Raw genomic sequence first — 11,607 nt, forward strand, 5'->3', positions numbered from 1 at the left:
GTTCAGGCGGATTCGATCCGAGGATCGCGCGACAACAAGCTTTCCACCAACTCGCGCGGCGAATCGCCGTCGAACAGGACCGCCGCCACTGCATTGGTAATCGGCATATCGACGCCATGAGCGCGCGCAAGCGAACGCACCGATTGCGCACAGCGCACACCTTCGGCAACATGCCCGAGTTCGGCCACGATCGCATCGAGCTTCTTGCCTTGTGCCAGACCAAGGCCAACCTGCCGATTGCGCGACAGGTCACCGGTGCAGGTCAGAATCAGATCACCCATGCCTGCCAGCCCCATGAAGGTCTCCGGACGTCCGCCAAGCGCGATGCCCAGGCGGGTAATTTCAGCCAGACCGCGCGTGATGAGTGCGGCACGCGCATTCATGCCCAGCCCCATGCCGTCAATGACGCCGGTGGCAATGGCAAGGATATTCTTTACTGCACCGCCCACCTCGACGCCGATCAGGTCATCGGTCGAGTAGACACGGATCGATCGGCCATGAATGGCGCGTACCACGCAGTCGCGCAGCTCCGGCGAATCGGAGGCAATGGTCAGCGCACACGGCAGGCCGCGCGCAACTTCCTGCGCGAACGACGGACCTGACAAGGCGCCGTGAGGAATGGCCGCACCGAGTTCTTCATGCACGATCTGGTGCGGCAGCAGTTGGGTCTTTTCTTCAAAGCCCTTGCACAGCCACACGATGTTGGGAATGCGATGGGATTGCAGCCGCTGCGCCAGCGGACGCAATCCGGCGACGGAAGACGCAACGATCAGCAAGCGTTCGCCGCCGGTATTGACATTCGCTACGGCCGATTCAAAATCGGACGTCACCTTGAGACTGGGCGGCAGTGCGAAGCCGGGGAAGTAAGCCGCATTCTCGCGCCTGGCTTCCGCCTCGCGCATGGCGTCTTCCTCCCGGCCCCACAGCACGACGTAATGGCGGTCCGACAGCATGATCGCGAGCGCAGTACCCCAGGCGCCCGCGCCGAGGATGGTGACATTCATCGGCTGACGCGTCTTGGAAGCGGGGTTGGCTGACATAGGCCCTTATTCGCCCCAGACTTCGGACGCGCGCACAAATCCGCCCTGCCCGCCACGATGGCGGACCTTGACCCAGCCGCCCGCTGCAGGTTCGACCAGCTCCAGCAATACGCCCTTGTCCGCGGTAAACACGATGGCGGAAGCGTCGGAGGCGGCCTCGCGCACGCGCGCATTTGCCGCGCTGACAATCACATTGCGACGCGTGCTCAACAGCCTGGAATCAACCCAGGCCAGATCGCCGGCGGCGTCACGCACCTTGGTCCATTCGCCATAGGTCAGCACTACTTCGACAGGCATGCCTCGCGGCGCGATGAACACCTTGCGGCCTTTCGTCGAGGGCGCGTCGTAGAGCACCGCAGGTGCGGCGCCAACGGACTTGAACTCCAGCGCTTGTGCAATGCCCGCCGCGGACAGCAGCAGCATGGACAAGACGAGCAATCGCGCAGATTTCATCAACACCCTCCCTGTTCTCGTGAAAACCGCAGCTTGTTACTGCTTGGTAGCTGCCGTGCCGTCAGGCATGACGAGACCGGAGCCGCCTTCTTTCTGCTGCTGTTCCGCCACGGCTTGCAGGCGCTGCTGGTAGAACGCTTCGAAATTGATCTCGGCCAAATGCACCGGCGGGAAACCGGCACGGGTGATCATGTCGGCGATGTTCGCGCGCAGGTACGGGTAGATGATGTTCGGGCAGCCGATGCCGAGCAGCGGATCGAGCTGTTCCGGCGGAATGTTGGCCGCTTCGAAAATGCCTGCCTGCTTGCCTTCAACCAGGAAAGCAACCTTGTCCTTGATCTTGGCGGTGACGGTAATCGTGACCGTCGATTCGAAAATCGTTTGAGCCAGCGCTTCGGCGCCGACGTCGACGGCGACCTCGATGTTCGGCGCTTCCTGTTCCAGGAAAATTGCCGGCGAATTGGGCTGCTCCAGCGACATGTCCTTCAGGTAGACGCGCTGGATCTGGAATACGGGTTGTTGGTTTTGGTCGGACATGGGCTACTTTCGTGAGTGTAATAATAAGGAAAAGGACGGCGCACATGCCGTCCCTTCGGTTCAAGCTGCCAAACGTTATGCGCCTTGCAGAAGCGGATCAAGCTTACCCGCGTGATCCAATGCGCTCAAGTCGTCGAAGCCGCCGACGTGTGTGTCGCCGATATAGATCTGCGGCACGGTACGCCGTCCTGTCTTCTGCATCATTTCTGCGCGCTGTTCCGGTTGCAGATCGACGCGGATCTTTTCGATGTTTTCGACGCCCTTGGACTTCAGAAGCCGCTCCGCCATGATGCAATACGGGCAGACGGCGGTACTGTACATTACAACGCGTGCGGTCATGATTGCTGCTCCATTCCTTCGCGATTACTTCGCGATCGGCAGGCCCTGCGCCTGCCAGCCGGCGACGCCGCCGTCCAGGCTGAACGCCTCTGCGAATCCGGCCTTCTTGAGCTCTGCCACAGCCTTGGCCGAGCGCGTGCCGGACTGGCAAACGACGATCACGGATTTTGATTTGAACTTGTCCAGTTCGCCGATCCGGTTCGACAGTTCCTTCAATGGAATGTTCTTTGCATCGCGCAAATGCCCGGCACTGAATTCTGCCGGCTCACGCACATCCACAATCACGGCCTTACCCTGATTGATGAGTTGCGTCGCCTGCAAAAGGGACACTCTGCTGCCGCGGCGCTGAAGGTTTGGCCAGAGCAAGGCACCACCGGAAATGAGGGCAATGCCGATCAGCCAAATGTTATCGAGGAAGAATTTCACAGTACTCCAATGGTCCTAAATGGTTTTAAGCAATCCCGACATTATAAAATAGAAGCCGAAACAGGATTTCCAATTCGCGGCATCATCTTATAAATTCCTTATTTCTTTTCATTACTGAACCATGTACAAAATCGTATTCATGCGTCACGGCGAGTCCACGTGGAACCTGGACAATCGTTTTACCGGCTGGACGGACGTCGATCTGACGGAAAAAGGCATCGCCGAGGCGCGCCAGGCCGGCAAGATCCTGAAGGAAGCCGGATTCACCTTCGACCTCGCCTACACTTCGGTGCTCAAACGCGCGATCCGCACGCTGTGGCTGACCATGGACGAGATGGACCTGATGTGGTTGCCCGTGGTGAACGACTGGCGCCTGAACGAGCGCCATTACGGCGCCCTGCAGGGTCTGAACAAGGCGGAGACCGCCGCCAAGTACGGCGACGATCAGGTTCTGATCTGGCGCCGCAGCTATGACACTCCGCCCAATCCGCTGGAACCGAACGATCCGCGCACCTCGTATAACGACCCGCGCTATGCCAACCTGAAAAAGGAACAGATTCCGCTCACCGAATGCCTGAAGGACACCGTGGCGCGCGTGATGCCGGCATGGGACGAGTCGATCGCTCCTGCCATCCGCGCCGGCAAGAAAATCCTCGTTTCCGCCCACGGCAACAGCCTGCGCGCGCTGATCAAGAGCCTGGACGGCATCAGCGACAAGGACATCGTCGGCCTGAACATTCCGAACGGCCAGCCGCTGGTGTATGAACTGGATGCCGATCTGAAGCCGATCAAGAGCTATTACCTGGGCGACCAGGCGGCCATTGAAGCGGCCATGAAGGCGGTCGCCAGCCAGGGCAAAGCCAAGTAAGCCCGCCATGCAGCCGATTCGTCACTCCGGACACAGATAGGAATCTTCTTGTTTGATCGCACGTCCTTCGGGAGAAGATGCCTCATTGCGCTCGGAGTGACCGCGCTGCTGCTCCACACCCCAAGCTTTGCGGTCAAGGTCAGCGAACGCACCCGTCAGAAGCACGAAGCCGAGGCCGAGCGCGCCGAGTTACAGAAGAAGCTCGACGCGCTCAAGCACGACATCTCCCGGACCGAAACAGCCAAGAGCCATGCAGCCGATGCGCTCGCGCACTCGGAGGAGGCGATTTCGCAGGCCAATCGCTCGCTGCATGAGCTGGACCAGGACCAGCACGAGATCGAATCCAAAATTTCGCGCTTGTCGGAAGAACAGGACCGGCTGGCCAAATCCATCGCCGACCAGCAGAAGCGCCTCGCGACATTGCTGCGCGAACAATACATGGCCGGCAACGAAGACCGGATCAAGCTGCTGCTGTCGGGCGACAATCCCAATCGCATCAACCGCGACCTGCAGTACATGGGCTACATCTCGCAGGCGCAGGCCAAGCTGATCGGCTCGTTGCGCACGAATCTCAAGGCGATCGAAGACAACAAGGCGGCGACCCAGGAAGCCAAGGGCGAGCTCGACCAGATCGCGCAGGAACAGCGCCAGCAAAAAGCCCGGCTGGAGCAGGAAAAGGCACACCACGCGACCCTGCTCGCGCAACTGTCGAACAAACTGGCCGCGCAGCGCAAGCAGGCCGGCAATATCGAGCGCGATGACCAAAGGCTGGCCGGGCTGGTCGACAAGCTGGCAAAATTGATCGAAGAGCAACGAAAGGCCGAAGCCGCCGCGCAGGAGCGGCGTCGCCAGGAGCAACTCGCCCGGGCGAAGGCAAGAACCGAGGCCGCGGCGGCGGCGAAGCTGAGTTCCGTCAAAACGCCGGGTCGTAATCCTGATGCAATTGACGATGACGCACCGCCAAAATTGTTGGGGCGAAATGAACTCACGCCGGATGGCGGCGTCCAACACGGAACTGTTGGCCGTGGGAACTGGCCTGCATTCGCGGGGCTGCGCGGGCAACTGCGGCTTCCGGTCAAGGGCGACGTGGTCGCCAAATACGGCGGCAAGCGCGGTGACGGCCCGAGCTGGAAAGGTTTGTTCATCCGCACGGCCGAAGGCGCCGATGTCAAGGCCGTTGCCGGTGGCCAGGTCGTTTTTGCCGATTGGCTGCGCGGCTTTGGCAATCTGATCATCGTCGACCATGGCGATCAGTACATGACCATCTACGGCAACAACCAGGCGGTGCTGAAACGCGTCGGCGACATTGTCAAAACGGGCGAAATCATTGCCAGCGCCGGCAATAGCGGCGGCAACGAACAATCGGGTTTATACTTTGAAATGCGGCATCAAGGCCGCGCAATCGATCCGCTAGCCTGGCTGTCAGGCACATTCGCAAAATGACGACGAGTGTGCCGGACAGCCAGGCTTGTGCAACTTTCAGGTGGAGACATGAGCAGCAAACTTAAGAACTTCGGCCTTATCGGTTTAGGCGTCATCGCGGGCATCGCCGGTTCGATGCAATTCGACGCGAGCGCGCAAAAGAACACCGCCCCGCTGCCCCTGGAAGAACTGCGCCAGCTAGCCGATGTATTCGGTCTGATCAAGACCGATTACGTGGAACCTGTCGAAGACAAGAAACTGCTGACAGAAGCGATTTCCGGCATGGTCGCGTCGCTCGATCCGCACTCCGCCTATCTCGACAAGAAGGCCTTCAAGGAATTGCGCGAAGGCACGCAGGGCAAGTTTGTCGGCCTCGGCATCGAAGTCGGCATGGAAGACGGCTATGTGAAAGTCATCTCGCCGATCGAGGATTCGCCCGCGTTCAAGGCCGGCCTGAAAGCCGGTGACCTCATTACCCGCCTGGACAACACGCCGGTCAAGGGTTTGACGCTGGATGAAGCGGTCAAGCGCATGCGCGGCGAACCGAACACCAGGATCACGCTGACCATCGCCCGCAAGGATGAAGACAAGCCGATCATCGTCACCATCGTGCGCCAGGAAATCCGCGTGCAAAGCGTGAAATCCAAGGTGATCGAACCCGGCTATGCCTGGCTGCGCGTCGCGCAGTTCCAGGAACCGACCGTGGACGACCTGTCCAAGAAGATCAGCGCAATCTATGCACAGGACCCGAACCTGAAGGGCCTGGTGCTCGACCTGCGCAACGATCCGGGCGGCGTGCTGCCGGGCGCGATCGGCGTCTCGGCCGCTTTCCTGCCGAAGGATGTGCCTGTCGTCTCCACCAACGGACAGTTGCCGGATTCGAAGCAGACTTTCTATGCGCGCCGCGAGTTTTACACCTCCTCGCGCATGGCCGCCAACGACCCGCTGGCGAAGCTGCCGGATGCCATCAAGAAAGTGCCGATGGTCGTGCTGGTCAACACCGGTTCCGCCTCCGCATCGGAAATCGTCGCCGGCGCCCTGCAGGACTACAAGCGCGCCACCATCATGGGCACGCAGACTTTCGGCAAGGGCTCGGTGCAGACCATCCGCCAGTTGACCGCCGACACGGCGGTCAAGCTGACCACGGCGCGCTACTACACGCCGAACGGCCGCTCGATCCAGGCCAAGGGCATTGTGCCTGATCTGCTGGTGGATGAATACGCCGACGGCGATGGGCTGAACGGCCTGCGTCTGCGCGAATCCGACCTGCAAAAGCACCTGCACAACGACAAGGACAAGGACGAAGCGGCGCGCAAGATCGATGAACTGGAAGAAGAACAGCGCATCGCCGCGCTCGAGAAAAAGCGCAAGCCGCTCGAGTTCGGCAGCAAGGACGACTTCCAGCTGGCGCAGGCGCTGAACCACCTGAAAGGCATGCCGGTGCAGCTGTCGAAGTCCGCGCAGATCGAAAGCAAGAAGGAAAACACCATCAATGAAAAGAAGAATGGTGACAAGAACGGAAACGGGCACGGCGAGAAGAAATAAGCCTTCCTTGCACTGACAAGAACTGACAAAAGGCCGCAGCGATGCGGCCTTTTGTCTTTTCCGGCAAGACGCATGTTTTGCGTGTTGTCATGCCTTCGCGCCCGACAAAGGGTAATTTACATAGAGGAAGTCCGCCGGAGACAGAAACATGCAAGACCCGACAGCGTTGCCTGCATCCCCACGCAGCTTGCCGGCGCAAAAACAATCCTGGGTAAAAAAGCTTGGTCCGGGACTGATCACCGGCGCCGCCGACGACGATCCCAGCGGGATCGCCACCTATTCGCAAGCCGGTGCGCAGTTCGGCTTGAACATGCTCTGGACGGTGTTCCTCACCTACCCTTTGATGGTGGGCATCCAGATCGTCAGCGCGAAGATCGGCCGCGTGAGCGGCAAGGGGCTAGCGAGCAATATGCGCATCCACTATCCTGCCTGGCTGGTCTATTCCATCGTCGGATTGCTGCTGGTTGCCAACACGATCAATATCGCCGCCGACGTATCTGCGATGGGCGAATCCCTCGCCCTGCTCACAGGCGGGCCGCCGCATCTCTATGCGGCAACGCTCGGCATCGTCTCGCTCTTGCTGCAGGTGTTCATTCCGTACAGCCGGTACGTCCGCTTTCTGAAATGGCTGACACTGGGCTTGCTGGCCTATGTGGCGACGGCGCTGGTCGTCGACGTGCCGTGGGGCAAAGCGGCCGCGGCGACGTTCCTGCCGCGCCTGTCGTGGACGCCGGAGTTCATTACCACCATCGTCGCGGTGTTTGGCACCACGATTAGTCCTTACCTGTTCTTCTGGCAGGCGTCGCAAGAAGTGGAGGAGCAACAGGCCAACCCGGCATCCTCTCCGCTGAAGGAGGCGCCCGATCAGGCAAAAGCGAATTTCAGACGCATACGGCTCGATACCATCATCGGCATGGGATTCTCGAACCTGGTCGCCTTCTTTATCATCTTGACGGCAGCGGTGACGCTGCATACGCACGGCATCACGGACATCCAGACATCGGCGCAGGCTGCAACGGCACTGCGGCCCATCGCCGGGCAATTTGCCTACCTGCTCTTCAGCATGGGAATCATCGGCACCGGGCTTCTGTCGGTCCCGGTCCTTGCGGGATCCGCCGCTTACGCCATGGCGGGCGCATTCAACTGGACGGACGGACTTGAACACACGCCCTCGACGGCGAAAAAATTCTACGGCATCATTGCCGTTGCGACGCTCGGCGGGATCGGCTTGTGCTTCACACCGGTCGATCCGATCAAGGCGCTGTATTGGAGCGCCGTCATCAACGGCGTGATCTCGGTGCCGATCATGGCCGTGATGATGCTGATGGCCGGGCATCGGGAAATCATGGGACGCTTCGTGATCGGCACCCGGCTGCGGATTGCCGGATGGCTGGCGACCGGCATGATGGCCGCCGCGGTGGGCGCCATGTTCTGGTCATTGAGGCACTAGGGAGTGTCCCGGCGGAGAAAAGCTGGTGCGGACTCTCCATGCACTTTAGAATGAGCCTGGTGAATGAGCCGCTCCGGCTCGGCAAGCAAAACCGCTCCATGGACGACAATCAACTTCTCCGCTATTCCCGCCATATCCTGCTCGACGAGATCGGCATCGAAGGCCAGGAAAAATTGCTGGCGGCACACGCGCTGGTCATCGGCGCAGGGGGCCTCGGCTCCCCCGCTGCGTACTACCTCGCTTCGGCCGGCATCGGCAAGATCACGCTGGTCGACAACGACACTGTCGACCTCACCAACCTGCAACGCCAGATCCTGCATACCACCGAGCGTGTCGGCCAGCCGAAGGCCGAATCCGGCAAGCAGACGCTGGCCCGGATCAATCCCGAGGTCGAGGTATGCGCCTTGAACGAGCGCGTGGAAGGCGAACGGCTGTCGGAACTGGTACGGCAGGCCACCGTCGTGCTGGATTGCAGCGACAACTTCGCCACCCGTCATGCGGTCAATCGTGCCTGCGTCGCGCACAAGGTGCCGCTGGTGTCGGGCGCGGCGATCCGTTTCGACGGTCAGGTTTCCGTCTACGATACACGCCATGAAGATGCGCCTTGCTATGCGTGCCTGTTTCCGCCGGAACAGCAGTTCGAAGAGGTGCTGTGTTCCACCATGGGCGTGTTTGCACCGCTGGTCGGCATCATCGGCGCCATGCAGGCGGCGGAGGCCCTGAAGCTGGTCGCCGAGGTGGGAGAATCCCTGGCCGGTCGCCTGCTGCTGCTGGATGCGCGTCATATGGAGTGGACCAGCATCAAGATTGCGCGCACGCCTGCCTGTCCGGTCTGCGGGAATACGGCTAATCCTGCATGATCAGCGCGCGCATCGAGCAAGTCGGGCCGACTTCCGCAGCGCGCACGATGCTGTTCGACGCAGCACTCTCCATCATGGAATTGCCGACAATTTCGCTCGCACCGGAGGTCTCTGTCACCGGCTCGTCGAAGAGCGCGCGATAGACGCTGTACACGGCAAAATGGCGTGCTTCCGCAGGCAAGGCTTGTGTCGCGTCGAAGGCGTCGCTCGCATTCCCGCTATCGCCCCCCGCGTGTGCCGCGGTACTGACGAGATCATCGGCCGCCGTTTCTTTTTTCATATCGTCGCTGCGGCACGCAGCCAGCGAAATCGCGACGACGATGCCCGCGGCGGTTGCAACCAAGTCCGCCTGTAACATGGCGCATCCGGATTTTCGATTGAACATGTCGCTCTCCCCTGCCATGATTATTGGCGATTCCCTGCGTCGCTCTTTGGCTTGTATCAACCGGCTTACAGGCTCGGACTCCACGCCGCGCCGCGATTTGATGCAAAGCGCCCTTCGGCACGGCGAAAGGGGCGGTGCTACAATCGAACGGCTGTTTTTTCCTCCCAGGCAATTCCCATCGTCATTCATGCCCGCAGCCGATCTCATCAAGCTGGTTTTCCTTGCCGCCATTTGGGGAGGTTCATTCATTTTTCTGCGCGTCGCGGCGCCGGAATTCGGCCCTGTCCTGACCGCCACGCTGCGCACCTCGCTGGCCGGTGCGGTCTTGATGGTGTTCGCTGCGCTGACCGGTGTCAGAATGGATTGGCGCAAGAACCTGAAGCCCTTCGTGGTAGTCGGACTGTTTGCCGGCGCAATTCCGTTTTCCTGCTTTTCGTTCGCCGCGCTGTACTTGCCCGCTGCGCACTCGGCGGTGCTGAATGCCACCGCACCGCTGTTCGGCGCGGTGTTTTCGGTGGCCTGGCTGGCCGAGCGCCTGACGCTGCTCAAGCTGGGCGGGCTGATGCTCGGCGTCGTCGGTGTCGCGATCCTGGTGGGCGCGGGCACCTTGCCGATCACTGCTGCGACATTGCTGGCCATCGGCGCGTGCCTGGTTGCGGCCGCCTGTTATGCATTGTCGAGCATCATCGTGAAAAAGACCGGTCGTCCCGGCGGCATTCATCCGATTGCGATGGCAACCGGCTCGCTTGCGCTGGGCGGATTGATCATGGCGCCGAGCATACCGTTTTCCCTGCCGCATGCCATGCCGTCGCCGCTGGCGATTGGCTGCATCATCGCCATCTCGCTGCTGTCGTCCGGCGTGGCGCAGGCCCTGTTCATTCCCTTGATCGTCAAGGTCGGCCCGACGCGCGCCATGAGCGTGTCCTTCCTGATCCCGCTGTTCAGCATGCTGTGGGGCTTCCTCTTCCTGCATGAATCGGTCGGACTGTCGACCCTGGTCGGCGGAATAATCGTCTTAATGTCGATGGGCATGGTCTTGTCGGCGTCGCGCCACGAACCAGTCAATCCGGAACGCTGAACCATGCGCAAACACGACTTCGCCATTCGCCATCCCCTGCTGACGGCCCTGGCCTTGTCGATGGGCGCGGCCATCTCGCTCGGCCTGACGCGCTTTTCCTACGCGCTGCTCCTGCCGCCGATGCGCGCCGATCTCGGCTGGTCGTATTTGCTGGCCGGCGCGATGAATACCGCCAATGCCTTCGGCTATTTCGTCGGTGCCTTGATCACGCCGATGCTGATGCGCCGCTGGGGAGCGCAAACTGCCCTGATCGGCGGCGCTGTGCTGGCCAGCGTGTTCATGGCCCTGTCCGGCTTCGTGACGGATGCCGACATGCTGTTGCTGCAGCGAGTGCTGGCCGGGATTGCCAGCGCATTCATCTTCATCGCCGGAGGCGTGCTGGCAGCGCGCCTGGCCGCATTGCATGTGGAGCGGGCCGGCTTTCTGATCGGTTTGTACTATGGCGGCACCGGGTTCGGCATCAGCTTGTCGGCCCTGCTCGTCCCTGCCGTCCTGAGCGCCGCCGCGGCAAGAGAGGCGGCGCATGCCTGGCAATGGGCGTGGCTGGCGCTGGGCGGCGTTTGCTTTCTGATGACCTTGCTGATGGCGCGGCCGGCTCACCACATCGAGGGCAAGCCGGCCGCAAGCGGCGGCCACGGCCATTTCCGCATTCGCTCGTTCGCCTTCGGGCTGGCCGGCTATTTCATGTTCGGCGTCGGCTATATCGGCTACATGACTTTCGTCATCGCACTGCTGAAGGAACAAGGCATGTCCGCACCGGCGATCACGGCCTTCTATGCGCTGCTGGGGCTAGCGGTGGTGGCCTCCTCGCGCATCTGGGCCCACATGCTGGACCGCTTCAAGGGCGGACAGTCACTGGCGATCCTGAACGCTCTGCTGGGCGTGGCAACCTTGCTGCCGGTACTGAGCAGCGCGCCGCTGGCCGTGTTCATCTCGGGAACGCTGTTCGGTGCGGTATTCCTGTCGGTGGTGGCGTCCACCACGGCGCTGGTGCGCCACAATCTGCCTTCCGAGGCATGGACGACCGGCATCAGCGGATTCACGACGGTGTTTGCGTTCGGACAGATCGCGGGACCGACCGTGGTCGGCTGGATCTCGGATACGGCGGGAGGTTTGCAGCGCGGCCTGGTGTTTTCCGCGGTCGCCTTGTTTGTCGGCGCCGCGCTGGCGACAAGGCAGCGTGCGCTGGCGCGCGGGTGAGCCA

13 protein-coding genes are annotated in these 11,607 nt (G+C 61.3%); 7 read left to right on the top strand and 6 right to left on the bottom strand.

Annotated elements, in window-relative coordinates; all coding sequences use genetic code 11:
* Positions 1–2 precede the first annotated feature (2 nt).
* From VJ651_RS12600 to VJ651_RS12620, 5 genes are all read right to left on the bottom strand, one after another.
* Positions 3–1,004: an NAD(P)H-dependent glycerol-3-phosphate dehydrogenase gene (locus VJ651_RS12600; RefSeq protein ID WP_324107826.1), complete on the bottom strand. Its 1,002-nt coding sequence runs from the start codon at positions 1,002–1,004 to the stop codon at positions 3–5.
* Positions 1,005–1,046: 42 nt separating this feature from the next.
* Positions 1,047–1,493, bottom strand: a complete 447-nt coding sequence (locus tag VJ651_RS12605) for an SH3 domain-containing protein (protein ID WP_324107785.1) — start codon at positions 1,491–1,493, stop codon at positions 1,047–1,049.
* 36 nt (positions 1,494–1,529) lie between these two features.
* Positions 1,530–2,030: a protein-export chaperone SecB gene (secB, locus tag VJ651_RS12610; protein WP_136413516.1), complete on the bottom strand. Its 501-nt coding sequence runs from the start codon at positions 2,028–2,030 to the stop codon at positions 1,530–1,532.
* A gap of 75 nt (positions 2,031–2,105) precedes the next feature.
* Positions 2,106–2,369 carry a glutaredoxin 3 gene (grxC, locus tag VJ651_RS12615; protein ID WP_136413518.1) on the bottom strand — a complete coding sequence of 88 codons (264 nt, stop codon included), beginning with the start codon at positions 2,367–2,369 and terminating at the stop codon, positions 2,106–2,108.
* A gap of 24 nt (positions 2,370–2,393) precedes the next feature.
* Entirely contained in the window at positions 2,394–2,795 is a 402-nt protein-coding gene (locus VJ651_RS12620; protein WP_324107786.1) for a rhodanese-like domain-containing protein, read from the bottom strand.
* A 121-nt stretch (positions 2,796–2,916) separates the two neighbouring features.
* On the opposite strand from VJ651_RS12620, the gene gpmA reads away from it, so the two are divergent.
* From gpmA to VJ651_RS12645, 5 genes are all read left to right on the top strand, one after another.
* Positions 2,917–3,663, top strand: coding sequence for a 2,3-diphosphoglycerate-dependent phosphoglycerate mutase (gene gpmA / locus VJ651_RS12625; RefSeq protein WP_324107787.1), 747 nt, complete (start codon positions 2,917–2,919; stop codon positions 3,661–3,663).
* 48 nt (positions 3,664–3,711) lie between these two features.
* Positions 3,712–5,106, top strand: coding sequence for a murein hydrolase activator EnvC family protein (locus VJ651_RS12630; RefSeq protein ID WP_414691343.1), 1,395 nt, complete (start codon positions 3,712–3,714; stop codon positions 5,104–5,106).
* Between the two features lie 48 nt (positions 5,107–5,154).
* Positions 5,155–6,630, top strand: a complete 1,476-nt coding sequence (locus VJ651_RS12635; protein WP_324107788.1) for a S41 family peptidase — start codon at positions 5,155–5,157, stop codon at positions 6,628–6,630.
* Between the two features lie 148 nt (positions 6,631–6,778).
* Entirely contained in the window at positions 6,779–8,080 is a 1,302-nt protein-coding gene (locus VJ651_RS12640) for a divalent metal cation transporter (protein WP_324107789.1), read from the top strand.
* Between the two features lie 98 nt (positions 8,081–8,178).
* Positions 8,179–8,940, top strand: a complete 762-nt coding sequence (locus VJ651_RS12645) for a molybdopterin-synthase adenylyltransferase MoeB (RefSeq protein WP_324107828.1) — start codon at positions 8,179–8,181, stop codon at positions 8,938–8,940.
* Here VJ651_RS12645 and VJ651_RS12650 read toward each other — a convergent pair.
* Positions 8,927–9,325: a hypothetical protein gene (locus VJ651_RS12650; protein ID WP_324107790.1), complete on the bottom strand. Its 399-nt coding sequence runs from the start codon at positions 9,323–9,325 to the stop codon at positions 8,927–8,929. The two genes, VJ651_RS12645 and VJ651_RS12650, sit on opposite strands and share 14 nt — an antisense overlap.
* Positions 9,326–9,512: 187 nt before the next feature.
* On the opposite strand from VJ651_RS12650, the gene VJ651_RS12655 reads away from it, so the two are divergent.
* Both VJ651_RS12655 and VJ651_RS12660 read left to right on the top strand, forming a co-directional pair.
* Positions 9,513–10,403 carry a DMT family transporter gene (locus tag VJ651_RS12655; RefSeq protein ID WP_324107791.1) on the top strand — a complete coding sequence of 297 codons (891 nt, stop codon included), beginning with the start codon at positions 9,513–9,515 and terminating at the stop codon, positions 10,401–10,403.
* Positions 10,404–10,406: 3 nt separating this feature from the next.
* Positions 10,407–11,603, top strand: coding sequence for a YbfB/YjiJ family MFS transporter (locus VJ651_RS12660; RefSeq protein WP_324107792.1), 1,197 nt, complete (start codon positions 10,407–10,409; stop codon positions 11,601–11,603).
* Positions 11,604–11,607 lie beyond the last annotated feature (4 nt).

It is taken from the genome of Noviherbaspirillum sp. (assembly GCF_035254865.1).
Lineage (GTDB): Bacteria > Pseudomonadota > Gammaproteobacteria > Burkholderiales > Burkholderiaceae_D > Noviherbaspirillum.